The sequence below is a fragment of the Seohaeicola sp. 4SK31 genome, from assembly GCF_028802875.1.
GTDB lineage: Bacteria > Pseudomonadota > Alphaproteobacteria > Rhodobacterales > Rhodobacteraceae > Seohaeicola.
The window spans coordinates 1-24,980 of the sequence record NZ_JARAMP010000028.1 but is presented as its reverse complement, the minus strand read 5'-3'; the positions used below and the strand labels follow the sequence as shown (position 1 = coordinate 24,980).

24 protein-coding genes and 3 pseudogenes are annotated in these 24,980 nt (G+C 61.0%); 18 read left to right on the top strand and 9 right to left on the bottom strand.

The window, feature by feature from the left end; translation table 11 throughout:
- Window positions 1–97 precede the first annotated feature (97 nt).
- Both crtD and crtC read left to right on the top strand, forming a co-directional pair.
- A complete protein-coding gene (gene crtD, locus PVW27_RS18435; RefSeq protein WP_274560252.1) occupies window positions 98–1,666 on the top strand; it encodes a 1-hydroxycarotenoid 3,4-desaturase CrtD in 1,569 nt (522 codons plus the stop codon).
- Window positions 1,663–2,538, top strand: a complete 876-nt coding sequence (gene crtC, locus PVW27_RS18430; protein ID WP_274560279.1) for a carotenoid 1,2-hydratase — start codon at window positions 1,663–1,665, stop codon at window positions 2,536–2,538. The genes crtD and crtC overlap by 4 nt, the downstream gene beginning before the upstream one ends.
- On the opposite strand, the gene tspO is transcribed toward crtC, so the two are convergent.
- Genes tspO through PVW27_RS18415 form a run of 3 tightly spaced genes read right to left on the bottom strand, consistent with a single transcriptional unit; the run spans window position 2,539 to window position 5,608 of the window.
- Window positions 2,539–3,006 (bottom strand): tryptophan-rich sensory protein TspO, encoded by a 468-nt coding sequence (gene tspO, locus PVW27_RS18425; protein WP_274560250.1) that lies wholly within the window; start codon window positions 3,004–3,006, stop codon window positions 2,539–2,541.
- Between the two features lie 5 nt (window positions 3,007–3,011).
- Window positions 3,012–4,052: a 15-cis-phytoene synthase gene (gene crtB / locus PVW27_RS18420; RefSeq protein WP_274560248.1), complete on the bottom strand. Its 1,041-nt coding sequence runs from the start codon at window positions 4,050–4,052 to the stop codon at window positions 3,012–3,014.
- On the bottom strand, window positions 4,049–5,608 hold the full coding sequence (locus tag PVW27_RS18415; RefSeq protein ID WP_432762101.1) for a phytoene desaturase: 1,560 nt from the start codon (window positions 5,606–5,608) through the stop codon (window positions 4,049–4,051). The genes crtB and PVW27_RS18415 overlap by 4 nt, the downstream gene beginning before the upstream one ends.
- Before the next feature lie 108 nt (window positions 5,609–5,716).
- Here PVW27_RS18415 and crtA point away from each other — a divergent pair, with 108 nt between their 5' ends.
- The 4 genes from crtA to bchO are packed head-to-tail and all read left to right on the top strand — an operon-like array spanning window position 5,717 to window position 10,001.
- Window positions 5,717–6,424: a spheroidene monooxygenase gene (gene crtA / locus PVW27_RS18410; protein WP_274560245.1), complete on the top strand. Its 708-nt coding sequence runs from the start codon at window positions 5,717–5,719 to the stop codon at window positions 6,422–6,424.
- Window positions 6,421–7,425 carry a magnesium chelatase ATPase subunit I gene (gene bchI / locus PVW27_RS18405; protein WP_274560243.1) on the top strand — a complete coding sequence of 335 codons (1,005 nt, stop codon included), beginning with the start codon at window positions 6,421–6,423 and terminating at the stop codon, window positions 7,423–7,425. Before crtA ends, bchI begins: the two co-directional genes overlap by 4 nt.
- Window positions 7,422–9,104 carry a magnesium chelatase subunit D gene (locus tag PVW27_RS18400; protein WP_274560241.1) on the top strand — a complete coding sequence of 561 codons (1,683 nt, stop codon included), beginning with the start codon at window positions 7,422–7,424 and terminating at the stop codon, window positions 9,102–9,104. The genes bchI and PVW27_RS18400 overlap by 4 nt, the downstream gene beginning before the upstream one ends.
- Before the next feature lie 3 nt (window positions 9,105–9,107).
- Window positions 9,108–10,001 carry an alpha/beta fold hydrolase BchO gene (bchO, locus tag PVW27_RS18395; RefSeq protein WP_274560239.1) on the top strand — a complete coding sequence of 298 codons (894 nt, stop codon included), beginning with the start codon at window positions 9,108–9,110 and terminating at the stop codon, window positions 9,999–10,001.
- Here bchO and PVW27_RS18390 read toward each other — a convergent pair whose 3' ends face one another.
- The gene (locus tag PVW27_RS18390; protein ID WP_274560237.1) at window positions 10,002–11,108 is read right to left on the bottom strand and encodes a ParB/RepB/Spo0J family partition protein; all 1,107 of its coding nucleotides are present in this window, start codon (window positions 11,106–11,108) and stop codon (window positions 10,002–10,004) included.
- Window positions 11,105–12,409: an AAA family ATPase gene (locus PVW27_RS18385; protein ID WP_274560235.1), complete on the bottom strand. Its 1,305-nt coding sequence runs from the start codon at window positions 12,407–12,409 to the stop codon at window positions 11,105–11,107. The genes PVW27_RS18390 and PVW27_RS18385 overlap by 4 nt, the downstream gene beginning before the upstream one ends.
- Before the next feature lie 495 nt (window positions 12,410–12,904).
- Here PVW27_RS18385 and PVW27_RS18380 point away from each other — a divergent pair, with 495 nt between their 5' ends.
- The 6 genes and pseudogenes from PVW27_RS18380 to repC form a co-directional block, all read left to right on the top strand.
- Complete coding sequence (locus PVW27_RS18380; RefSeq protein WP_274560234.1) at window positions 12,905–13,591, top strand: hypothetical protein; 687 nt, start codon at window positions 12,905–12,907, stop codon at window positions 13,589–13,591.
- Between the two features lie 173 nt (window positions 13,592–13,764).
- Window positions 13,765–13,986, top strand: a complete 222-nt coding sequence (locus PVW27_RS18375; protein WP_274560232.1) for a type II toxin-antitoxin system CcdA family antitoxin — start codon at window positions 13,765–13,767, stop codon at window positions 13,984–13,986.
- Window positions 13,987–13,998: 12 nt separating this feature from the next.
- Window positions 13,999–14,292 (top strand): CcdB family protein, encoded by a 294-nt coding sequence (locus tag PVW27_RS18370; RefSeq protein WP_274560230.1) that lies wholly within the window; start codon window positions 13,999–14,001, stop codon window positions 14,290–14,292.
- A gap of 71 nt (window positions 14,293–14,363) precedes the next feature.
- Window positions 14,364–14,786, top strand: a pseudogene (locus tag PVW27_RS18365) (DNA-binding protein); the annotation flags it as partial.
- Between the two features lie 18 nt (window positions 14,787–14,804).
- Window positions 14,805–14,939 (top strand): annotated as a pseudogene (locus PVW27_RS18360) (IS3 family transposase); the annotation flags it as partial.
- Window positions 14,940–15,104 (top strand): annotated as a pseudogene (gene repC / locus PVW27_RS18355) (replication initiation protein RepC); the annotation flags it as partial. It lies immediately after the preceding pseudogene.
- Between the two features lie 12 nt (window positions 15,105–15,116).
- On the opposite strand, the gene PVW27_RS18350 reads toward repC, so the two are convergent.
- Window positions 15,117–16,226: a tyrosine-type recombinase/integrase gene (locus PVW27_RS18350; RefSeq protein ID WP_274560228.1), complete on the bottom strand. Its 1,110-nt coding sequence runs from the start codon at window positions 16,224–16,226 to the stop codon at window positions 15,117–15,119.
- A gap of 113 nt (window positions 16,227–16,339) precedes the next feature.
- On the opposite strand from PVW27_RS18350, the gene PVW27_RS18345 reads away from it, so the two are divergent.
- The gene (locus tag PVW27_RS18345; protein ID WP_274560226.1) at window positions 16,340–17,224 is read left to right on the top strand and encodes a DUF1403 family protein; all 885 of its coding nucleotides are present in this window, start codon (window positions 16,340–16,342) and stop codon (window positions 17,222–17,224) included.
- A gap of 2 nt (window positions 17,225–17,226) precedes the next feature.
- Window positions 17,227–17,811 (top strand): SMC-Scp complex subunit ScpB, encoded by a 585-nt coding sequence (scpB, locus tag PVW27_RS18340; RefSeq protein ID WP_274560224.1) that lies wholly within the window; start codon window positions 17,227–17,229, stop codon window positions 17,809–17,811.
- 138 nt (window positions 17,812–17,949) lie between these two features.
- On the opposite strand, the gene PVW27_RS18335 is transcribed toward scpB, so the two are convergent.
- Window positions 17,950–18,639 carry a DUF1236 domain-containing protein gene (locus tag PVW27_RS18335; protein ID WP_274560222.1) on the bottom strand — a complete coding sequence of 230 codons (690 nt, stop codon included), beginning with the start codon at window positions 18,637–18,639 and terminating at the stop codon, window positions 17,950–17,952.
- A 482-nt stretch (window positions 18,640–19,121) separates the two neighbouring features.
- Here PVW27_RS18335 and PVW27_RS18330 point away from each other — a divergent pair, with 482 nt between their 5' ends.
- Window positions 19,122–19,943 (top strand): hypothetical protein, encoded by an 822-nt coding sequence (locus tag PVW27_RS18330; protein WP_274560221.1) that lies wholly within the window; start codon window positions 19,122–19,124, stop codon window positions 19,941–19,943.
- A 537-nt stretch (window positions 19,944–20,480) separates the two neighbouring features.
- Here the strand turns inward: PVW27_RS18330 and PVW27_RS18325 are convergent.
- Both PVW27_RS18325 and PVW27_RS18320 read right to left on the bottom strand, forming a co-directional pair.
- Entirely contained in the window at window positions 20,481–21,065 is a 585-nt protein-coding gene (locus PVW27_RS18325) for a hypothetical protein (protein ID WP_274560219.1), read from the bottom strand.
- Between the two features lie 132 nt (window positions 21,066–21,197).
- On the bottom strand, window positions 21,198–21,566 hold the full coding sequence (locus PVW27_RS18320; protein ID WP_274560216.1) for a hypothetical protein: 369 nt from the start codon (window positions 21,564–21,566) through the stop codon (window positions 21,198–21,200).
- 570 nt (window positions 21,567–22,136) lie between these two features.
- Here PVW27_RS18320 and PVW27_RS18315 point away from each other — a divergent pair.
- The 3 genes from PVW27_RS18315 to PVW27_RS18305 all read left to right on the top strand — a co-directional run bounded on the left by PVW27_RS18315 (window position 22,137) and on the right by PVW27_RS18305 (window position 24,953).
- Window positions 22,137–22,373: a helix-turn-helix transcriptional regulator gene (locus PVW27_RS18315; protein ID WP_274560215.1), complete on the top strand. Its 237-nt coding sequence runs from the start codon at window positions 22,137–22,139 to the stop codon at window positions 22,371–22,373.
- A complete protein-coding gene (locus PVW27_RS18310) occupies window positions 22,370–23,719 on the top strand; it encodes a HipA domain-containing protein (RefSeq protein ID WP_274560213.1) in 1,350 nt (449 codons plus the stop codon). Before PVW27_RS18315 ends, PVW27_RS18310 begins: the two co-directional genes overlap by 4 nt.
- Window positions 23,720–23,786: 67 nt before the next feature.
- The gene (locus tag PVW27_RS18305; protein ID WP_274560212.1) at window positions 23,787–24,953 is read left to right on the top strand and encodes an amidohydrolase; all 1,167 of its coding nucleotides are present in this window, start codon (window positions 23,787–23,789) and stop codon (window positions 24,951–24,953) included.
- Window positions 24,954–24,980 lie beyond the last annotated feature (27 nt).

Here is a 24,980-nt window from a genome sequence, read left to right as displayed (position 1 = left end):
TTTCGCCCGAGTTGTCAGAATTTTCCGACATCAATGTGTAAATCATACTGGACAGTTTGCCTCGGCGAGTCAACAATTCACAGACGAGGTTATCCAAATGTGCCCACAGAGTTCTGACCCCTCCACCCGGATCGTGATCATCGGTGCCGGCATTGCCGGGCTTGCCGCTGCGCTGCGCTTGTCTGGTTACGCACGCGAAACTGACCGTGAGATCCTTGTGCTGGAACGTCATTCCTCAGTCGGCGGCAAGATGCGCACCCTGTCTTCCCTGGCGGGGCCTGTGGATGCAGGCCCGACCGTGCTGACCATGCGTCACGTGTTTGACGATCTGTTCAGGCAGGCCGGAGAACGGCTCGAGGATCATGTCACCTTGATCCCGCAAGCGATCCTGGCCCGTCATTGGTGGCCCGATGGCAGCACCCTTGATCTGCACGCCAATCAGGATGCAAACAGTGCCGCGATCCGCGCCTTTGCAGGCCCAAAAGCAGAGAGAGAGTTTCACGCCTTCAGCAAACGCGCCGCGCAGCTTTTCAGCGCTTTCGATATGCCAATGATGCAGGCAGCCGAGCCAAGTCTGACATCGCTCACGTCACACGTGATGCGAAACCCGTCGCTGATCCCGGCCATGGCACCACAGTCCAGTCTGGCCGAATTGCTGAACCGTCAATTCACCGACCGCCGCCTGGCACAGCTTTTCGGGCGTTATGCAACATATGTCGGCGGCTCTCCCTATCGCTCTCCGGCGATCCTGGCCCTGATCTGGCAGGCAGAAGCGGCGGGCGTCTGGTGTGTCAAGGGCGGCATGCATCGCCTTGCGGTCGCAATTGCCAATCTCGCACAGGCGCGCGGCGTGACCTTCCGCTATGATGCGGATGTCACGCGGATCGAAACACAGGGCGGACAGGTCAGCGCCGTGCACCTGACAGGGTGCGAACGTCTGGCGGCAGGCACGATCCTGTTCAACGGCGATCCAAGAGCGCTTGCCACGGGCACACTGGGACGAGCCGTTGCCGAAGTCGCCACCCAGACCCGACAAACGGCACGCAGCCTGTCGGCACAGGTCTGGAGTTTTGCCGCAGCACCCAAAGGTCCCGATCTGGCCCATCACAACGTCTTTTTCAGCACAGACCCGCGTGCGGAATTCGCAGCGCTGGAACAGGGCAAGCAACCGCGCGACCCCACGCTCTACATCTGCGCCGAGGACCGGGGACAAGGCACCCCCCTGCCCCCGATCGAACGATTCGAGATCATCGCGAACGCTCCGCCGGTCATGGAACCCGAATCGCCCCCAACGATCACGCCCGAGGATTTTTCTGCATGTCAGACGCTCACGTTCCAGACTCTCGCCCGTTTCGGCCTGACCTTCGACAGGCTTCCTGGACCAGAGACACTGACGACTCCGACAGGGTTCAACCGCCTGTTTCCCGCCTCGACAGGATCACTCTACGGGCAGAGCCCGCACGGGATGATGGCGGCATTCCAGCGCCCCACGGCGCGGACGCAGATCAAGGGCCTTTACCTCGCGGGGGGCGGAACCCATCCGGGGGCTGGAGTGCCGATGGCAACGCTCTCCGCCCGGCACGCGGTCGCGGCGATCTTGAGCGACCTTTCTTCAACCTCGATGTCCCGCCAAATGGCTACGCGTGGTGGTATGTCGACGGCATAAGCGATGATGGCACGCGTGCTGTTTCCGTGATCGGGTTCATCGGGTCGGTTTTCTCGCCGTGGTATCGCTGGTCCGGGCGGCGTGATCCGGCCAATCATTGCTGCATCAACGTGGCCACCTATGGTCCCGGCGGCCGTTTCACGATGACCGACCGGGGACGATCCGCCCTGCGCCAGACGGCCTCGCGGCTGGAGGTCGGCCCGTCCATGATGCGATGGGACGGTGACGTGCTCATCATCGACATCGACGAGATTTCAGCCCCGCCCGTCATCAGCCGCGTGCGCGGACAGATCCGCGTGACACCCTCGGCGATCACGGCGGTCGAGCTGCCACTCACTCCCGATGGAGCACATATCTGGCGCCCATTCGGGCCGACATCGACGATCAGCGTCGCATTGAACAGTCCCGGCTGGCAGTGGGACGGACATGGCTATTTCGACGCCAATTTCGGAACGTGCGCGCTGGAAGATGATTTCGCCTATTGGACATGGGGTCGCTATCCAACCGGATCAGGAAGCACCTGTTTTTATGATGCGACACGACTGGATGGGAGCGAGTTGGCCGCGGGCATCCAGTTCGACGCAGATGGGGCCGCGCGGATGATCCCCCTGCCCCCAAAGGCGCAGATGCGCCGCAGCCTTTGGGCCGTGGCACGGGAAACGCGGGCCGATGCGGGCTACCAGCCCAAGCAGGTCAAGAACATGCTGGATGCGCCGTTCTATTCCCGCTCGGCGGTCAGGACCAAGCTGGACGGCGTGGAAACGGTAGGCGTTCATGAGGCGCTGGATCTGGTGCGGTTCCGCAGCCCCTTGCTCAAACCGATGCTGGCATGCCGGGTTCCGCGCCGGTCAAACTGGACCTTTGCGGATTGATCAGGCGGCGCGCGCCACGTCCGGATTCAGGCGCCAGATCGCAGCGTTCAGTGATGCGGCAATCGTCACCCAGACCAGATAGGGAATGAACAAGGCCCCGGCGACCCAATCCACCTGCCAAAGCGCGATCATCGCGCCAAGCACGGCCAGCCACAGGCAGGACACGACCACAAATCCCAGTCTGATCTTCTTCAGGCCAAAGAACACAGGCGTCCACAGCCCGTTCAGCGCGATCTGCAGGGCCCAAAAGGCCATGGCATATTCCGCATCCGGCAGAACGGCCGCACGCGCTCCAGCCGCCGCCATGCAGGCGTAGAGCACGAACCATGTTACGGGAAATACCCAGTCAGGCGGAGTCCAGCTTGGCTTGGTCAGGGCGCGATACCATTCGCCGGGCTGAAACAGACCGCCGGTCAGACCCGCACCAAGGCAGGCCCCCAAGAAGACAAGAAACAAAAGCCAATCCATGCGGATCAGCTAGTCCCTTCCGCCCCCGTTATCAAGGCCGCACGTTGTGATCGGCTGTGATGCTCCAATTGCGTCAATGCGCCGATCAGCGCATCAGAACGGCTGGCCGCCTGGACTGGACGACGTGCGGCGGCATCGACAAGAAAGCGGATCTCGTCCAGCGGCTGCGCATATAGCAACGCCGATTTCGGCATCACCATCGTGCCCCCTGCCCTGAGCATCGACAGGCCGAGCCAGCCGATCTTCTGGGCCTTCGATGTATGGGCCCGGGTAGTAAGCGAATCATACCCGGCCTTCTGCACCTGCGCGCCGATCCCGGCATAGATAAAACGCGCCGCAAAGATCCCGGGTCGCGCGGCGCGCGGAAGACCGGCAACACCGGCCTCGGACCTTGCATAAAGCCGGTCAGCCTGCACCAGAAGACGACGCACCATCTGACGGATCGCCTTGGTCGGGCGCGGGTTGTCCAGAAACTGTTCTGGTGTCAGCCCCGCCTCTGCCAACCATTCTGTCGGCAGGTAGAGCCGCCCCTCCATCGCGTCCTCGCCCACATCACGGGCGATATTGGTCAACTGCATCGCCACGCCCAGATCGCAGGCCCGCGCCAGCGCATCAGGGCAACGCACGCGCATCAGAACGCACATCATTGCACCGACAGCGGCTGCCACACGCGCGCAATAGTCGTAGAGTTCGGATTGAGTCGCATAGCGCCGGCCCATCGCATCCCAGGCCAGACCTTCCAAGAGCGCCTCGGGCAAGGCGCGCGGCATCTGGAAATCCTCGACCATTGCGGCAAAGGCCCGATCAGCGGGCGCATTTTGCGGACGTCCCTGATAGGCAAGGTCCAGTCGGTCACGCAGGGACAGAACGGCCTGCGCCTTTTCAGGCTGAAGGTCGACGGCGTCATCCGCCAGACGGCAAAAGGCATAGAGCGCCAACGCAGGATCACGGACCTTCGAAGGCAAAAGACGCGAGGCCGCGTGGAAGGACAGCGAGCCATGGCGGATCGCCTCTTCGCAATGCGCCATATCGCGGGGGTCGATCATCTCCGCGCCGCCAGAATCGTTTCAGGATCGGGCACCAGTTGATCCAGCACTTCGGCACTGGACACCACTCCGGGCAGACCCGCGCCGGGATGGGTGCCTGCGCCCACAAGGAACAGGCCCGGAATTGTCTCGCTCACGTTATGGGGCCGGAACCATGCGCTTTGCAGGATACGCGGCTCGATCGAGAATCCCGACCCATAGGGGCTGAGGTAACGGTCCCGAAAATCCTCGGGCGTGAAGATCAACTCTTCGGTCAAATGCGCAGACAGACCGGGCAGCAGCTGATCCTCAAGCACCTTGATCATTTTGTCCCGGTAAGCGGCGCTTTCCGCCTTCCAATCCACCGGGTTGTCATGACCCAGATGCGGCACCGGACTGAGGACGTAAAACGTGTCATCGCCTTCGGGCGCGACGGAGGGATCGGTCACACTCGGGCGATGGACATAAAGGCTCATGTCATCGGCCAGCTTGCCCTTGATGAAGATATCATTCACCAGACCCTTGTAGCGCGGCGCGTTCAGGATCGTGTGGTGGCCGACATCTGTCCATTTGGCCTTGGTGCCCTTGGTCCCGAAGTACCAGACATACAGGCCCATCGACCATCGGGATGCCTTCAGCTTCTGGTCGGTCCAGCGTTTTGCCGCGTGGTTGCGCAACAGGCGCGTATGGGTATGCCCTGCATCGGCGTTGGAAATGACGATATCCGCGTCGATCCGCTCCCCCCCGGCCAGACGAACGCCCACGGCACGACCGTTTTCGATCAGGATCTCGTCCACCTCGGTCTTGTAGCGCAGCAAACCGTGCTGTTCTTCGATGACGCGGGCCATCGCTTCGGCAATCGCCGCCACACCGCCCATCGCATAGTGAACCCCGAACTCCTTTTCCAGATGGCTGACAAGGATATACATCGAGGTCACATTGAACGGGTCGCCACCGATGAACAGCGGATGGAAAGAGAAGGCCATTCGCAACCGCTCGTCCTTGAACCGCTTTGCCGCATGGGCATAGACGGAACGGTCGGCGCGCATCCTCACGAAGGTGGGCAGCACTTTCAACAGGTCGGAAAATTTGTGCATCGACCGGCGACCAAGATCCTCGAACCCGAACCAGTAGCGGTCTTCGCTGTCTTTCAGGAACTTGTCATAGCCAGGCAGATCACCGGGCGAGAGCCGCCCCACCTCGGCGCGCATTGCATTGGTGTCCTGCCGCGCCGTGAAACCGGACCCGTCGGGCCAGCGGATCTCGTAAAAAGGGTCCATGGGGCGCAGGTCCACATCCTTGTGGAATTCGCGACCACAGATAGCCCATAATTCCTTGAAAATCTGGGGCACCGTCACAATGGTCGGGCCAAGATCGAAGCGATACCCGCCCTGCGTGATGGACGATCCACGCCCACCCGGCATGTCCAACTTGTCAATCACGGTCACACGATATCCGCGCGCCCCCAATCGCATGGCAGAGGCAAGACCGCCCAGACCGGCACCGATCACAACGGCATGTGGCGCAAGAGCGCGGGCGGCTTCGTCGGCTAGACGGGGATCGACTCGTGTCATCATTCGTCAACAGTAACATGTCTAGTTTAGTTTACAATCTGAAGCTTCGCATCTTTTCAATTGCAGTGCATCGTGTCAGACTAAATTGACACATGCCACAAACGAGGGGCCATGCAGACCGTCAGCCTCAGCTTTTTCCGCTTTGCCAGCGTCACGGACCGCCTTTGGGCCCTGGCGATGATGGGCGCGGGGCGTTTTGCCCTGCCGCGCGTGCCGGGAATCGGGTTCTGGAAACTTTGCGGCTCTGGCACGGGCGAAGGTTTTACACCCCTGCCCAACACGGCGGTCTATGCCATCCTTGCCACCTGGCCGGATGAAGAGACGGCGCGCCGCCAGACCGCGGAAGCCGATATCTTCGGCCGCTACCGGCGGCGCGCGGCGGAGGACTGGACCGTGTTCCTGACCGCCACCTCGGCGCGCGGGGTGTGGTCTGGCGTCGAACCCTTCACTGTGACCGAAGCCCCCTGCGCTGGCCCTTTGGCGGCATTGACCCGCGCAACGGTAAAGCCCTCGATCGCGATGAAGTTCTGGCGCAAGGTGCCCGATATCAGCGCGATGATCGGATCGGACCGCAACGTGGCCTTCAAGATCGGCATCGGTGAAGTGCCGCTGCTGCATCAGGTGACCTTTTCGATCTGGCCCAACACCGACAGCATGGCCGATTTCGCCCGCAAGGACGGCCCTCACGCACAAGCCATCCGGGCCGTGCGCGAAGGAAACTGGTTCCGTGAGGAACTCTATGCCCGCTTCCGTGTCCTTGGCGACGCGGGAAGTTGGCAGGGCGGCAGCCCGCTCAACAGACTGGACAGACCTGCATGACCTCTCCCTTCCCTTTCTCGGCCATCGTGGGGCAAACCGCGATGAAACAGGCGATGATTCTGACGGCGATCGACCCCGGGATTGGCGGCGTTCTGGTGTTCGGCGATCGCGGCACCGGGAAGTCCACTGCCGTGCGCGCATTAGCGGCCTTACTGCCTCCGATCATGGCGGTCGAGGGCTGTCCCGTGAACTCCGCCAGAGTGGAAGATTGCCCCGATTGGGCAGAAATAGTGTCAAAGAAGGTGATGTCTCGCCCGACTCCGGTGATCGACTTGCCCTTGGGCGCGACGGAAGATCGCGTCGTCGGCGCGCTGGACATTGAACGCGCCCTGACAAGGGGCGAGAAAGCCTTTGAACCCGGCCTGCTGGCGCGGGCCAACCGTGGCTATCTCTATATCGATGAGGTCAACCTGCTGGAAGATCACATCGTTGATCTGCTGCTGGACGTCGCCCAATCCGGTGAAAATGTCGTGGAACGCGAGGGTTTGTCGATCCGGCACCCAGCGCGTTTCGTTCTGGTCGGTTCCGGCAACCCCGAGGAAGGCGAACTGCGCCCGCAGTTGCTGGATCGGTTCGGCCTGTCAGTCGAGGTGCGCTCCCCCACGGATATCGAAGAGCGGATCGAAGTGATACGGCGCCGCGATGCCTTTGAGACGGACAACACCGCTTTCATGAAGCGATGGCGCAGCGCCGATACCAAGATCCGCAATCGCATCCTAGCGGCGCGCGAGGCATTGCCGAAGATCGTTACACCAGACTCTATTCTGCGGGATTGTGCCAAATTGTGCATAGCCTTGGGCTCGGACGGCTTGCGCGGAGAATTGACCCTGCTGCGCACGGCGCGCGCCCTCGCCGCCTATGAGGGCAATGCGGTTCTGTCGCGCGATCACCTGCGGGCCATCGCGCCTTCGTCGCTAAGCCATCGCTTGCGGCGTGATCCGCTTGATGAGGCGGGATCGGCCACCCGCGTGGCCCGCACCGTCACGGAAGTGCTGGGGTGAGCGAGGGCGGTGACAGATGGCGTGCAGCCTGTCAGGCCTTGCACCTGCTGGCCGTCGACCCCGTCGGACTGAAAGGACTTTGTGTCAGGGCGCGTTCTGGTCCAGCGCGGCAAGCGTTTGTCGATTTGCTTCCGGTTCTGCCGTTGCGCCTTCGCAAACTGCACCCCACCTTCTCGGACGAGCAACTGTTCGGCGGCATCGACCTTTCCGCAACCTTGTCCAGCAACAAAATTGTTTTTAATCATGGACTTATGCATAGAGAAAGCGCACTTGTCCTGGCCATGGCAGAGCGCGTAGGTCCTGATCTGGCCGCGAAACTGGGACAGGTTCTGGATGCGGACAAGGGCCACTGCCTGATCCTGCTGGACGAAGGCGCAGAGGACGGAGAGCATGCGCCCCCTACCCTGATCGAACGGCTGGCTTTTCACGTTGATCTGGACGGGATCGGCGCAGGAGAACTGGCCCCGGCAGGACATGATCAAGCAGCCATTGAAAAAGCCCGCGGGATGCTGCGCCTTGTCCCCGCGGGGACAGAAGAGGTGACGGCCCTTGTCAGCCTTGCCGCCCGCTTCGGGATCGACAGTCTGCGGGCACCCCTTCTGGCACTGCGCGCCGCAAGAGCCAATGCGGCGCTGCACCTGCGGGACAGGATCTCGGCCGAGGACCTGGCGCTGGCGGCCAGCCTTGTCTACCCATCCCGCGCCACTATGCTGCCAGCCGAGGAGGAGCCCCCCCCGCCCGAGCAAGACCCCCCTGCCCCGGAGGATCAGCCTCAGGAAGGTGAAAGCCCTGAACCCGGCGCAGGTATCCCGGATGAGATGCTGATTGACGCCGTGCGCGCATTGCTACCGGCGCATCTCCTTGATCAACTTGTCCCCGCGGGGACAGCGCGTGGCGGCACCGGATCAGGCGGTGCCGGGGCGCGCCACAAGGGCAACCGTCGTGGCCGCCCCCTGCCCCCACGACCCGGCCGACTGGACGGCACGTCCCGGATCGACCTTGTGGCAACCTTGCGGGCGGCAGCCCCTTGGCAACCGATGCGGCGCACCGCCTCGCCAGATCGCACGGGACTGCTGATCCGGCCATCTGACATCAGGCTCAAACGGTATGAAGAAACATCGGATCGTTTGTTGATTTTCGTCGTGGACGCATCCGGATCTGCGGCCATGTCCCGTCTGGGCGAGGCCAAGGGCGCAGTGGAGCTGTTGCTGGCGGAAGCCTATGCCCGCCGGGATCATGTCGCACTGATCGCGTTTCGCGGAACAACGGCCGAGATCCTGCTGCCCCCTACCCGCTCGTTGGTGCAGACCAAACGCCGGCTGGCCGGATTGCCGGGGGGTGGCGGAACGCCACTGGCTGCCGGGCTGAAGGCGGCTGGTGAATTGGCCGTGCAAGCGCGCGGGCGCGGCCTCAGCCCAACACTGGCCATGCTCACAGACGGGCGTGCGAATATCGCGCTTGATGGCGAGGCTGATCGCACGCGGGCCGGGCTGGATGCGACGACGCTGGCCCGCATGATCAGGGCACAAGGCATCCCCGGGATCGTTCTGGACATGTCGAACCGGCCGCAAGAGGCGTTGCGCGACCTCGCGGCGCAGATGGGGGCGCCTTATGTTCCGCTGCCGCGGGCCGATGCCAAACGGTTGAGCAACGCAATTTCCAATGCGCTGGGTGGCTAGGCCATGGAGTACACCCGGGACCTGAAGAACTGGCCCAATGCGGCATACTCGCGGATGGTGGCGCAGCGGCCGCACCGGTGGCATGTGCAAGAGGCCGGAAGCGGCCCGACGGTGCTGTTGATCCATGGCGCAGGCGGCGCGACACATAGCTGGCGTGACGTTCTACCGGATCTGGCCGACAGCTGTCGCGTGGTCGCACTGGACCTGCCGGGGCAGGGGCTCACTCAAAGCGGCGCCCGCCAGCGGTGCGGGCTGGAGGCGATGGCCGAGGACATCGCAAGCCTCTGCACCGCGCAAGGTTGGCAGCCTGACGCAATCGTAGGCCATTCTGCGGGGGCTGCCATTGCGTTGCGCTTGTCACAGCGCCTGCTGTCCCCGCGGGGACAAGCGCCTGTCGTGATCGGATTGAACGCCGCGCTGGGTCATTTCAAAGGTGTGGCGGGTTGGCTGTTTCCGGTTCTGGCAAAGGTTCTGGCGCTGAACCCGCTGACGGCTGGCCTGTTTGTGAAATCAGTGTCGGGGCAGGGGCGTATACAGGCTCTAATCAGCTCAACAGGCTCTGAACTGGACGCAGTCGGGATGGGCTACTATGACAGATTGATCCGCGACAAAAGCCATGTCGACGCCACCTTGACGATGATGTCACAGTGGAAGCTGGATCGCTTGCTGGCGGATCTGCCAGAGATCACAACACGCACGATTCTGATCGCCGGAACCAACGACAAGGCGGTTCCACCAGACGTTTCGGAACGGGCCGCGACCCGGATGCCAAATGCCCGTGTGTTCCTGTTGCCCGGATTAGGTCACCTGGCCCATGAAGAAAAGCCCGCGATGATCTGCGGGCTGGTCAGGGATATTCTGCGTGAAGAGGGGATTCTGACGCAAATCAGAGTCTAGTCAACCGTCCAGACTATCAAGAAAGACCCGCAGCGCCTGTTCAAGCTTGCGACGGTCGAGCGAGGAAAAGTCACGGGCAAACTGCACTTCGACCCGGCCGTCCGACGCGACGCATTTCGCAAGACCCTCTGGCCGCGCCAGACGGATCGTCGTCTTGGCGGTCGTGGCGGCAGGTGCCTTGGGGGGTGTCTTCTCACTGACCTGCACAGCGCCCGGTTCTGCAGGCTTTGTCACGTCGCGCAACAGCGCCAATTCAGCCTCGGCGTCCCGATCAGGCATGTTGGCGAGAACCGCCCGGATACGCCCGACGAGACCCGCGTCCTCGTCCATCATCTTGACAAGTTGCAACCCCAGCGTCCGTGGGATCGCTTCGGCATGGGCCAGATCCTGCCCCAAGAGGCGCATCAGTTCGGCAAAATGCTTGATGTAGCTTCGCTTCTGCCTTCCAGCCGAGGCATAGAGACGATCAACCGCCTCACCAATATCAAGCGACTCTTGTGTTTCCTCCCGCGCATAGGCCCACGCAAGCTGAGCCATTTCCGCAAAAGAGATATCTCGGCGAATCAGGTTTTCATCCACCATCCGTTGGTAAAGCTTGGCCAGACGCGCACCGCGCGCCATCAGCCCAGCAGGGATATTCGCATAGGTCGGATCGCCGGTTTCAGCATAGAGTTCCTTGTAGGCGGACAGGCGGCGGAAACCCTGCACCAGCTCATATTCACCATCAGCCACTTCCTCGACGCGGATCGGGTTCGACAGACCGACCGCCTGAATCGAGGATTTCAACTCGTCCAGTTCCGGGTCCCGCTTGGCCACACGATCACGCGTCAGCTTGGTCATCTTCACCTGATCCAGCGGAACCAGATCCACAATCAAACCGCTTTTCTTGAGCGCGACAAACGCATGCGCCAATCGATCGTTCTCGGCCCGGATCGCCGCCTCGGCAATTTGACGGTCTGCAAGTGCAGCGGCATTCTCACCGATCGCCGTGGCCATCGGCCCACGCCGCGCGTCGACCTCTGTCCCCGTGGGGACAGACTCCCCAACGTCCGGCTCCAGCCCCGCCTCGTCAAACTCGATGTCGAAAACGCGTCTTTTCTTGCTCATGACTCGGCCTCCATCTGATCCCATGCGGCAAGCACATTCCCCTTGAACTCTTCATAGGCGGTATCAAACGAACCGCGCGCGCGGCGCCATGTCTCACGTGTCATGTCGCGATAGTCTGTCTCGTAGATCGAGGACAGAAAACGCCCGGACTGTTCAACGGCGCGTGTCATCTCGATCGTGTTGGTGCAAAGCCGTTCGCCAAAGACCTTGCCGAAGGCCTGCTGCATGGCACGGTGCAATTCATTGTTCGGCTCGAACCGGGTCAACAGAAAGCGAATGTCGTAGAAAGTCTTGGGCAGGGACATTGTCCCCGCAGGGACAAGTCCGACGAAGCGCGACAGATCCTCAAGCGCCTCAGCCAATTGCCCGATGAAAGATGTCGTGCTGTCATACTCCCAATAGCCCGGACCGGATGGAATATAGAGCATGTCGGCAGCAAAAACCGCATTCATCGACTGATAGCCGATTGCAGGCGGGCAATCGAACAGAACCAGATCATAGGCATCGGCCGGGAGCTGATCCAGAAAACGAGACACAGCCGCGAAGAAAGACCATTCCGGGTTCATATGCCGATACTGGGCACTGGCGAACTCCACAAAGGCTGCATTGGCACAGCTGGGCACAATGTCGATGGTGGACCAGTTGGTTTGCTTGATGAAGTCGGTCAAGCGCAGATCCGCCAGACCAAGTTCGGTGATGGAAGCGGGCAGGCGGCGTTGCGGCAGGGTAGTGCCGCTTTCCGCGCCGCGCGCCGCCGAATTCATCCGCGTTGTCTCTCGCGCCAGGTCCCGGGCCATGATGCCCCAGACTGTATATTCTTCTGTGACATCGGTCAGACCCATGGAGTGCGACAGTGTCGCCTGCGGGTCGAAATCGACGCAGAGCACGCGATACCCGTCCAATGCAGCAGCGTGGGCAAAATGCAGCGCCACGGTCGACTTGCCTGCACCGCCTTTGAAGTTTGCGATCGCCGCCCGGAAGGCCCGCTTGCCCATTGGACGCCGTGGCATCAGCGACTTGCGGTTGACCTTCAGCTTGCGCCGCATCTCGTTGATCTCATCCAGCGTGTACCAGCGCTGGCGACCATCCTCCTCGACCAAGCCCTGGGGCAGGGCCGGATCACTGGCCAGACGGCCGCGCAGGGTGGATTGGTTGACCTTGAAGATCAGTTCGGCCACTTCCCAGCTGGAAAATCGGCGCAAGGTTTTTTCTCGCTGCGGAGAATAGGTCTGCTGCCGAATGAAGCCCTGCATCTTGAGGGATTGGGCTTGCAGGCGCGCAAGGTCGGCATGGGTAAACATCGCTGCTCCTGTCCCTGCGGGGACGCTAATTGTTGTCACTTTCCGATTTACGCCGGATTTGCCAAAAAGGCAAAAGCGAATATCATCAGATTTGGTAATTCATGCTATCCGCGTGGCCCCAGCCGCGCCACGCTGTGAATATGCTTGGAATGATCGCGATGATTCGATGAAACGGCCCGTGACGGAGCATAGGGCACATCACTTAGGGGGACAGGTGCCGCCGCCACCCCACAGAATGAGGGACATTTTCGACGTATTAAGGGACACACAGCATGTCCCCCACTACCAAATCTACCTTTTCTCAATCCATGGATTGAAGGAAAACAGAGCCGAAAAAGTCTTTTCTTGACAGAATCAACGGACCGGACGCAAATCAGATAGAGCTGGCGAAAAGCGACGGGTTCCGCTATTCTTGGGCCAGAGCGATGACAACCAGGGCGTAGATCCTGGCAGAGGCAGTTTCCGGCACGACCGGTTCACGAGCGAGGTTTCCCGATGGTTTCGATCAAACCCGTCGGCCGGTCTGCGGCCGTGCGCAAGTATGACCTTCTGACAGCGATGGGGGTCTTTGGCTTGTCGAAAGACAAGGCGTTGCAACGGCGGGTCTTGCGGTTGATGACGCTGATCACGGCGCGTTACAACTGGCAGCGCGACGAGTTGGCCGTAGGGCAGCGAGAGATCGCGCGGATGTGGTTCGTGGATGAACGAACGGTCAAACGCGAAATGTCTCAGTTGCGCGCGATGGGATGGCTGGTTGTGCGACGCCAAGGCGCGCGTGGGCGCGTGACGGAATACAGTCTCGATTTCAGCCAGATCGAGGCAGATACCCAAACGGTCTGGGGCGAGGTCGGCTCGGATTTCGATCAACGGATGCGTGGTCTTCCAGAAACCGATGACCGGATCGTGCCGTTGCCTTTGCGCGGTGTGAATGTGCCTGCCCCAAATCTGTGCGAGGGCACGGAGTGGGCGCTGGCGCAATCCGTGCTGCACCGTGAGGATCCGGCTCTCTACGGTGCATGGTTGCGTGCCTTGACCCGCACAGGCCGGGCAGGGGGACGGTTGGTTCTTAAGGCCCCCAGTCGGTTTCACGCAGCCTATGTGCAAACTCATCTTGCAAGCCGCGTTCTGGCGGCGTGCAAGGTTGTCGATCCGGATGTCACGGAAATTTCCGTTGAAAGTTGAACAGGGTCTGCTCAGGCAGGCTGAACCGGTGATGTCGCTCTCGTAGACACACGCGAGGTGAAGAGGGAAGGGGGCTTTCCTGTTCACCTCACGTCAAATGCTGTGGATCTGCTTGCAGCGAGGATGAGGGTGAAATATACTCCTTTTGTGCACGTATGGCAGATGAGGTTGCGATGGGACGTGTAAAGGTGAATCTGACGCTGGACTCTGATGTCGTGGAAACGGCGCGGGCGCTTGGCCTGAACATGTCTCGCCTTGCCGAAGCTGCGATCATCGCGGCCGCCAAGGTCGAGCGCAACCGTCTGTGGCGCGCGGAAAATCAGGCGGCGATTGCTACCTATGCAGACGAGGTCGCGGGGGACGGTTTGCCCTTGGCGCGATTCAGAAGTTTTTAGGGCACCACTCAGATGGCGCAGTTTGATCTTTACCGGCTTGCCGATGGGCAACTTGTCGTCGATCTGCAAACGGATCTTATCGGTATCGACGCCTCGCGAATCGTGGCCCCTTTGCGCGACTCTCGACGATACGCGGCTTTCCCAAGCCTGACGCCTTCTGTTGACCTTGACGGGGTGACGTGGATCGTCCGGGTTCAGGAGCTTGCAGCCGTGCCCGGCGTGGAACTACGTGAATGTGTCGGATCTCTTGCAGAGCATCGTGATGCGCTGAAGCGTGCACTGGATATTCTGATCGACGGTATCTGACCCTGGTTTTGGTGATCTGCCAGTGTCCGGCGATCGGAATGCTGCCGTTCGATCCGGCGATGGGCAGCGGCCACCCTCTCGACCAGTTCCGCGCGTTCGTCGCTCTGCACGCAAAAGGCCAGGGCGAGGAAGCGGTTGCGGCGGCCTTCGTCGCGACACCGCAGATCGTCAAGCGGTGCCTGAAGCTCGCCTCCGTGGCCCCTGCCCTGCTCAAGTTCTATGCCAAGGATGGCATGACGCTCGAACCGCTCATGGCCTTCACCGTTAGTCCCGACCATGGTCGTCAGGTGCAAGTCTGGGATGCGGTGATGAATTCCTGGAACAAAGAGCCCGACGCCATCCGGCCCATGCTCGCGGAGACCTCGAATCAGGCCTCGGATCATCGCGCCGTCTTTGTGGGCGTCGATGCCTGTGAGGCAATAGGCGGCGGCGTGCTGCGCGACCTCTTCCAGGGCGGTGACGACGGCTGGCTCGAGGACGGGCACCTCGTGAACGGGAAGTACATCCGCTGACTGATGCGTCTTATGGGACTCATGGCTATCTACCAAAAGTCCAACACCAGCAGGCCAGAAAAGGGTCACAAGACCTATCCCTACCTGCTGAAAGGCCTGCGCTTGGATCGTCCGAACCAGGTCTGGTGCTCGGACAAACAGGTGGCAAAGGCGGCGTTTGCACTTGTCTTCGAGAAGCATTGCGCGGGCGAAGTTTTCTCGCCGGGCGGATATCTGCGCGGCATGGTCGAGAAAGCCGGGGCAGGGGAGTTGCATCTCGAGCAAAGCTGCTATGGCAGGCTCAGTGGACAGACGGCGTGATGAGGAAGGGGGTCAGAGTCCCGCCGCCTTGGTCAAGTTCACCCGGAACCTGTCGCGGCGTCGCTGGTAGCGGCGGGTCATCTCGGCTGAGGCGTGTCCCAGCTGCTTCTGCACGTAGCGCTCGTCGACCTCGGCGGAGCTGGCAAGGCCAGCGCGCAGGGAGTGAGCGGAGAACAATGCCAGCCGGTCCTTTTCGGGCAGCTCTGACCGAATGCCGGCGTCGAGAACGGTACGCTTGATCAAGCGGGCGACATGCTTGTCGTTCAGGCGCGTCTCCAGCGCGCGTTTGGCGTCGCGCGAGGTGCCTACGAAGACCGGGCCAAAATCGATCCTTGCGAAACGCAGCCATTGTTCCAGCGCGTGCACCGGGCAGGACTGATGCTTGGAGCCGCGCCCAATCTCAACTTCGCGCCAGCCAGTCTTTGCATTCAGCGTCAGCAGCGCCCCTTGCTCCATGATGTCGATCCAGCCGCGGCTGTCCGGCGTATCATCCTTGTGCACGTCGATACTGACGATCTCCGAGCGGCGCAGACCCCCGGCATAGCCCAAGAGCAGGATCGCCCGATCTCGTAGCCCGCGCAGATCGAAGGGCAGGGTGGCGACCATGGCCAGAATGTCTTCGGCCAAGATTGCCTCTTTCTGCACGGGTGGGCGCGCATGCCGCCGCTTGATCCCGGCCAGCACGGTGGCAATGTGACGGTTCTTGCGATCCAGGGTGAAGCCACGCTGCGTGTAGGTCCAGCCAAGGCCGGCCAGACGGCGCTCAATCGTGCTGACCGATAGGGCAGGGGAAGAGGGTGAGCCGGCGGCCAGATCCGCCAGGTAAAGGCCAATCATCTCGGGCGAGGGGGGCAGGGGCTCAGTCCCTTTTTTTCGGCACCAGCGGGCAAAATGGGCCCAGTCCTTCGCATAGGCCTTCAGCGTGTTGTCGGAGGCCGCGGCGCGGGCATAGTCGCGGGCGGTGCCGACCAGTCGGTCGAGGGTGCCGGAGCTAACCACAAGGGAGGGAAGTGTCAGCGCCTCGTTGTGCGATGCGTTCTTCTCGCTATCCCCGTTGAGCGAAGACCCATTTGCCGCCTCTGAGCGCGATTTCTCGTGGTTTTCTGACATGTCGTTGAGCATATCTTTTTGCGTCCGATAATGCAAACTTATTGGACATAGCTGAGACTTGCAAAGCGGGGCGGTTTTAGCGATATTGGATGGTAGAAAGCGCCGTGATGACGTAAGCTTCAAGCATGACATTCACCCGGCACACCCATATCGACAACTGTGACACGCTACCCCGGATGCCCGCCTGGGTCACCTCCGCGCGTGCTGAAACCCTTGAAGATGTGGCGTTTTTGTCAGGCGCAGCCCTGAGCCATCTACATGTTGTGCTCAGCCGTGATGATGTCCCCCACGCCTTGTTGCGGGAGCGGCTCGCGCTGCGCGCCGCCGAGGCGTGTGTGGCGTTTTCTGGTCGACCGGAGCGCGCAGCGGACCTGCGCGACGCGGTGCATCTGTTGCGTCCCGGCGATCTGCCCGGCCCGGCCGGCGAAACCTACTTCGCCTGGCGGCGCGCGGTGGAGCGACCGGTGTCGATCAAGGCTCTGGACCGAGCTCTGCCGACCCTTGAGCCGGGCCAGATTGCCATGTGGCTCGATGCGGGGCAGGGCGCGCCAGTCAGCCGCGCCGCAAGGGTGCTCGAGGCTGTGCTGAATGAGGTGCCGCGTGCGGAAGTGCCGGGGCTCGTCCTAGCTGATGCGGCCCTCGCCCAAGCCCTCGGTTGGGATCATCTTCTGCCGCTGCTGGCTGCGGGCCTGAAGCGGGCGGATCTGCGCAAGCGCGGGGAAGATCTGCGCCTCGCCTGTCATCGGGCGCTCATCTCTTCGGCGATCGAGGCCGTGGGGCAGGCCGCCGACCTCACGCGCCGGACTGCACATCTGAAGGCCGTGACGCCGAAACTGCGCGCCAAGGGGGCTGGGAACGCCGTTGAGATGTTTTTGACCCGCGACGTGGTGGCGCCGACGGCACTCCCCCTGCCGGATCGCGCGGCGCGGCGACTCTGCGATCGGCTGGTTGATCTTGGCACCATCCGTGAGCTGACCGGCCGCGAGACCTTCCGGCTTTATGGGCTTTGAGGATGACAAAGAACAGGCCCGAGCCGGAACTTGATCGCGAGTTGGCGGACCTGACGCCGGAGCTGCGCTGGCGAGAATGGATGCGGCGGATAGAAGCGGTCCTCTTTGCCTCTGCTTCCCCTGTGCCGCGCGAAGACCTGGCGCGCATAGTGGGGCGGGGGGCCTCGGTCGATCTTCTGGTCGAGGACCTCGCTGCCGATCTGGAAGGGAGGTCGTTCGAGATCGCCCAGGTTGCTGGGGGCTGGATGTTCCGGACGCGGACCGCCTACGCGCCCGCCATTCGCGCCGCAGCAGACGTGGGTGGCCAGTTCCTTGACCTAAGCGAATTCGACGTCGCCGTCCTCGCGGCTATTGCTTACCACCAGCCGATCACCCGAGATGGGCTGAAGGACATCTTCGGCAAGGAGATCAGCCGTGACTTGATAGGTCGCTTGCATGCGCGCGACCTGATAGGGACCGGGCCACGGTCACCCCAGCGCGGGGCACCCTATACCTTCGTCACGACCGGGCAGTTCCTAGTTGCCTTCGATCTCGAAAGCCTGCGCGATCTGCCTGACAGGGAGCAGCTAGAGGATGCGGGGCTGTGATATGAGAGACGGATCACGCAGGGTGCTGCGCTCGATCGAGCCGAAACTCAATACGGATCCTGTTCGAGGCCAGCAATATAGCAGGGTGCGCGGGCCCGGCAGATGCCGGGCCTTTGCTTGTTAGATCAGATGCCGATCTTAGCGGATAACACGCACAATCGCGTTGTTTTCCGGGTTCACCAGCACTGTCTCGCCATTGATGCTGACATAGCGATACTCCGGCTGCGACGGGATCTCATAAAGGGTGACGTTCTGCGGCACGCCTGCGCCCACCGCGACCTCGCCATCAAGATAGACGGTTTCGACGGGATTGCTCTGGATATAGGTGACGGTTTCCATCGTTGGCTCGACCGCGGCAGAACCGGCCGCGCCGCCGAGGATGCCGCCTGCGATCACACCACCCACCGGGCCACCGGCAGCATAGGCCGCGAGCGATCCAATCACGACACCGGCGGTTGCGCCTGCGCGTTGATCTTTCAGAGTCTCGCCAGTGTCCTCATAGGTCACGGTGGTCAGTTCCACGGTCGAGGGGCGCTCGGTGACGACGTAGGCTTCGTCTTCCGCGCTCACCGTCAGATAGGGGGCATAGGACCAGCCTGAGACGCCGTTGTAGGACACCTTGCACCAGCTGCCATCTGCGACGCATCCATCCAGCGTTGCGCGCTCGCCGCCGGGGATCACACCCACAATGGTGTAGTTGTTGGCGGGACCGCTGCGGATGTTCAGGTCGGTGACGGCGCTGGTCTCCATCGCCGAGGCCGCGATGGGCAGGACAGCCGCCAGAGCCAGGGAAGACAACATCGTGATTTTCGCAAACTTCGGTTTCATATCTTTTCTCCTCACTTGCCGCGAAGCAGTTCATCTGCTTCCACCGTCTGCGGTGTCACGGCGTGCAGGGTATAGACGCGCGGAAGCCTGCGTTGTTCCATTGCGAGTGCGGCACCCGGTAATGGTTTTAGGCAGAGTTCTGCGTGCGCCTCCGAATATCGGCAGGGAACTGCCGGACGCTCAGCCGCAGGGAACTTTTCTTTGGCGCGGAAGTTTCGGGTGGTTGGCTATAGGCGATATCTTACAGCCATCATGCTGCGTTGACGCTGATCAGATATGGGCCACACTCATCCCGCCCGCAGTAGTTCACTCTGTCGGAAAATATGTCGATCTGGAAGAGTGCGGGATCAGGGGAGGCGCGGGCAATGACGGCAAGGCGGGCAATTCGTATATGACGGTGCTTCGCCGGAAGTGAAGCCAACGATCCTGCTGGTGGCGAAGCTGGAGCATCAGGCGCGCGAAACGAAGAAAGGCGCGAAGGTATGAGCAACAACGAGTCCTGCCCATTCTGCCGCGCAAATGGCTCGTTACTGACGCCCACCGGACACGAAGAACTCGCGCAATCTATTGTATCAGCTGTGGTGCACAGGGACCGACTAAGCGCGCTACGGCGCTGGCCTGGGCAAGATGGAACAAACGTAAGCAGCCACGAGATGAGCCTTGATGTGCAAGCAACAGCTCGGAGCGGCAATGTTTCAGTTCAGCGGCTTTCCAGCCGTTTGAATGTTGGCAAAGCCATCAAGACTGGACTTGATTATGCACACAAGCCATTTCGATTGATCGCATTCAAGAAACAACCCCTCGTTCAAGTCTGCAAGGAACAGTGCGCTTCCACATCGAAATGTGCCGGTCCAAAACTTTCGGTCACCGACAGACTGAACAAGTCGCGCTTCACCCTCGCACCTACTGCCATCAAGAAAGACAAGGACTGCCTCTCCTTTTGTACCGATCACTGCAGGCTCTCCCAAGGTGCCAAGATAGACAACGGCGCGCCCATTATTCGCCACGTTTTCACTATACGCCATGCGCAGCGTATTTCCTACTCTGAAAGCTGCGTCTTCGAAGTTGGGGAGCGCCTCGACGTAATTGCACGCCGAGCCGGCCGCAGCTTCGGCTGCACTTCTGGAGAGCTGAATAGTGAACGAACGGGAACAGCAGCGCCTGCTGCACGAGATGAATTTACGCAAGACGCAGACAAATCATTCTGCCGAACAATATTTTTCATGGGCGATGATCGTCGCAATAGTGCTTGTCACTGTGTGCATTGGTGTGATGTTGAGCACAGCAAGGTACTGATCAATTAAACGGGCTCTGTATGACCAGCATCATACAGCAGTTCATAGATCTACGTCCGCACGGCGGTTTCGATCTGACCGTCGCAAATCCGCCGTGGTCCTTTGATAACCTCAAGCGCCTCCATTGCAGCAGAGCATCAGGAACCGGACCTTTGCGTCTCCTACGACTGGCTCAAACGGTTGGAGGCGCATTGAGTGCACAGAGACCGGTTCAGACCAGACGTGAAGGTCGAGGATCCTGAGATTGGGTGTTGCCTCAAAAAAGCAGGCACGCGCGGTGTCAAGGCGATCTAGGATCCGTATTCGCAGTTCATACAGAGACCGATGACCCCGTCTGGTGAACGGGCAAGCACGTCGATCTGCGGAGCCACCAGAAGGTGTTGACGGCTCGAGATAGCCATACCCAGGTCAGTGGTGGGCAATCGGGAGGATAGGTACATTTCCTCGATCTCACTGTTGGGGGTTATTGGGGCGAGTTGTCGTGCAATGCACTCAAGCTGAGGCGATGCCGGCCGAGGGACCGGCACCAATCATGCGACAGATCAGTTAGGCAGCGCGTAGGAACAGATCATGCGTAGGGAGGTCGAAGCGGTACTTTCTCAGGGTAGTATGCCACTCCCCAAGAAATGCGAAGAGTGCCTTGATCTCTGTGACACGACGATGAGCGTGTTGCGCGTCCCGCGCAGGTGTGGCAACGATCCTGATCTGGTCGATCTCACACTCAAAGCCGTCTTTGTCAAAGATCAATACGACCGTGAAATCGGCGAAATGGATCGTTTCAAACTCGCACCCAGGGTTGCCGAGAGCGCTGTTGAAAAGGCGTGCAGGATAGGCGTCCTTGAGAAAAGTCTGCTGCATTACCTCAATACTGTAGGAGGCTTGAGGAGCCAGCCGGAAGATGGTGCCATCACAGCTGCGGCCGTCTCCGGTTGCAACGAAAGCACAGCCATACTCTGACACCGCGCCACCGATATATCTGTGGCCGACACCGTGAGCGACAGAAAAGCCGAGCAGGTCATCTTGATGAGCATGCGCAAGGCTGTGTAGCCCTTTGGACAAGCCGTTGATAAGCGGCCTCATGGGTTTCGGCCACTCAAATTCCAGTGCGGGGCGAATAACGGGTTTGGACATGAACAGAGATCCTTTCTGTTGGGATTGAACAAAGATGCAGTGTTCCCACAGGCCGACGGTTGCGCTCTGTGGGTGCAGCAAGGGATAATCGCGGGGAGATGGGGCAGGTGAACCCGCCCCACATGTGGCGTTTCAGATCAGAGGGTGGGTAAAACTCTCACGGGCTGTTTTGGCGATCAGTTGGCTATGATCCAAGGTGAGTGCCGAGGCGAGCTGTGAGGCAAGGTCCATGGCGTCAAGCCGGCTCTTTGGCAGCAGGCCTTGTGATGTCAGTTCACAGAATGTGTCGAAGCTAAGCCTCGGGGAGAGGTAGTAATCGCTGCCACCTTCTGGTGAGAAATGCACGTCAACGTCGATGGCGACCTCAGCTGTGCCTTGGCCAAGTACAAGCCGAACGGCTTCGTTCTCGCCATCACTGACGACGAATGTCTCGACGGATGGTGTGGGTTCATTGAGAGTTGCGATGATGGCGGCAAGCGCCGGAGAGGGTAGTTGGAACATGTTGTTCGCTTTCTTGTATGGGCTTCAAGGGCCGATGGTTAAGGGCCCTCCGTTCACCGGAGGGTGCGGGTGAGCAGTGCGCTCAAAGGGGAGATCGGATCGTCTTGCGGCGCGCCAAAGAAAGTTTTTGCAGCTGGGTCATTTTCTCAGAATGCCGGGCGCAGATGCCGCTGTGTTTATGTTCCTTGTGTGATCAGAAGGTGGGGTGATGCCGGTGCTCCCGGCCCGCCTGCACGGCGGCAAAGGCTGAAGTAATGGCATGGTAGTCTCGCGCCGAAGGACTGTGTCCGTCCCTTGGTCGCTCTGTGTCGTGCCTCTTGAGGGTAAATAAGTCTGGCGCTGGAGCGGCGGAAAGAAATTCAGCAAAAAAGACGCTGCGCCATCCGATGTAGCTGCAATGCACCTGTCGCGGTGGGGGGGCCACGCTGGACATGTGTCACGCCCGGGGTGTGTTCATTTTGAGCAAGCATCAACTCGCAGCGCGCTGATGAACGCGATCGTTGCCATTTTGATCAATGGTATCTATACGGACTATAAATGCGCGCGATCGCAACCATTCAAGGACATGTCATGAGCAGCGTGACTGTGAACGATCCGGCCTCCCTTGGTCAGGCCATCCGCAAGGCCCGCAAGGCCCTGCGCATCACGCAGGAGGAACTATCCCTGCAAACGGGCATTTCCCGCACAACGATCCGCGCGATTGAGCATGGCAAGCAAACGGCGCATCTGGGTCTTGTCCTTCAAATCTGCCGCGATCTTGGGCTCACACTCACGCTAAGTTCGGCTGAGGGAGTGATCACGCCGTGACGGTGCTGGATGTCTATCTCGAGGCTGTTGCGCAACCGATTGGCAAGCTTACGTCAGGCTCGGATGGTGAAATGTCATTTCAATATGTGGCGGATGACCTGCCGCATCCGATTTCAGCATCGCTGCCAGTGCGTAACGCGCCATACGGGGATGTCGTCACCCGTGGGTTTTTCTCAAACCTTCTGTTCGAGAATGAAATGCGCGATCAGGTGATGCAGCGTCATGGTCTCTCGGAGCGTGATATTGTCGGACTTCTCTTTCACCTTGGGACGGATTGCCCCGGTTCGATCAGTTGCGTGCCCCAAGGCCATGGCCCCGGCAAGCAGCCCGGTGTTTTGTCCACCGACTATGACCCTCTGGAAGGGTCGCCGCGCATCCCGGAGGATCTGTCAGGCATCATGGAGCCCCTTGCTGTTGCGGGAGAGCTTGCGCGCATCATGGCGTCGCTGCGCGACAACAGGCGACTTCCCTCTGATACAAATGATCCCTCGCCCTTGGCGGGTGTGCAGGGAAAGATTGCACTGACCCGGTTGGCCGACGGCCGCCTTGCGCTGCCGAAGCCAGGCAGCGGGGCACCGACAACGCATATCCTCAAGGTGCCGCGGGCCGATCACATGGGATCGGTGCAGAAAGAACATCTCGCGACGCGGGTGATGTCCATGATCCAGACGCATCCCGTCTCACAGACCTGCGTTCTGGGAGAGGGGCCGCTTCAGGGTCTTCTTGTCGCCCGCTTTGATCGCCGCCTTGATGGTGAGCATGTGCAGCGCATCCATCAGGAGGATTTCTGTCAGGCGCTGGGGCTTGGAGAGCGCCTGAAATACGAACGCAGTGGCCTTCCTCCGCGCGCCTTCTCAGCAGAGGCCATCGGCAGACTGCTGGCTCAGACGCGCGTGCCGGGCAAGGCCCGCATCGCCTTCTTCGAGATCACCATAGGCAATATCCTGCTCGGAAACTCGGACAATCACGCGAAGAACCACGCGCTTCTTTACACAAGCCATCGCCCCGTCCTTGCGCCGGCCTATGATATTGATCCTGTGCTGCTGGAGAATGTTACACATGAGATGTCGTTCCGTATTGGTGCTGCCAGAATGGCTGACGATGTGACATCTTCTGACCTGAACCAGTTCCTTCAGTCCATTGGCGCACGCGGCTTCAGCCGCCCACAGATGCGCCGTTGCGCGGAAATGGTCGAAGCGGCCCTTGCCGCCTCCGTTACTCTGCCGCGTCCAACGGGAAAACGTCTTGCTGATGTCATTCACCAGCAAGCGCATCACCTGTCGATGAACGCAGGGCTTGGAATCGATGTGCCCGCGTTCGATGCCGTCACTGTAAACAGGGTCTGATGGCAGGCTTTTTTGCCCGCGGTCCTTGACGAGGCCCGCCATGCTCTTGAGGGTCAAAGGAGAGATCATGCTGACCAACACCGACGTGGTTGAACTGACTGAGTTCCGCCAGCACCTGCACCAGCATCCCGAAGTCTCGGGGCAGGAGGAGTGGACGGCGGCGCAGGTTGTTGCCGCGCTCAGGGCGCTGCATCCGGCACAGGTGATCACAGGGCTGGGCGGGCATGGTGTTGCGGCGGTCTGGGATGGGCAGGAGCCGGGTCCGACCGTGATGTTCCGCTGCGAACTCGACGCGCTGCCCATCACGGAAATCTCGGACGCGGCGCATCGGTCCCGCATCCCCGGCAAGGGGCATCTATGCGGCCATGACGGGCATATGGCGATCCTGCTGGGTCTGGCGCGTCTGGTGGCGCGCCATCCGCCCTTGCGCGGGCGGATCGTGCTGATGTTCCAACCCGCCGAGGAGGACGGATCAGGTGCGGCGGCGGTTCTGGCAGACCCGAAGTTTCAGCAGATCAAACCCGATCTGGGCTTTGCGTTGCACAATATGCCGGGCTTCCGATTGGGCCGGGTGATCATCGCGCCGGGTCCGGCCAGCTGTGCGTCCGAAGGGCTGCGGGTGGTGTTTCATGGCAAGACATCCCATGCCTCGATGCCGGAAAAGGGCCTGTCGCCCGCGCTGGCCCTGGCCCATCTGATGCCCGCCGCACTGGCCGCCGGTCCGGGTGGCGACCTCGGCCCCGGGTTCCGTCTGGTCAGTATCTGTCACGCCCGGATGGGAGAGCCGGCCTTCGGCATCACACCGGGCGAGGGGGAGCTTTGGCTGACCCTGCGCACCCTTGTGGATGAGGATATGGAAGCGCTGCGCCAGGAGGTGATGGCCAAGGCCCGAGAGTTGGCCGAGCAGTATCACCTGTCCGTCGCGTTCACCCATCACGACCGCTTTGCCGCCTGCACGAACCACCCCGAGGCGACCGCGGCGATCACCGAGGCGCTGGACGATCTGGGGGTCGCGCGGGACACCGCCGGCCTGCCGATGCGCGCATCTGAAGACTTTGGCCAGTTCGGCCATCATGCCGGAACGGCCATGTTCCTGCTGGGCGCGGGCGAGGGCTGCGCCTCGCTGCACAATCCCGACTATGATTTTCCCGATGCCCTGATCCCGACCGGCGTTGCCATCTTTGACCGTATCCGGGCCGGATTGCTGGGCCTTGTCCCTGCACCTGCAAACTGATGCGGTGGCAGGCAGCAGCCGTCATGT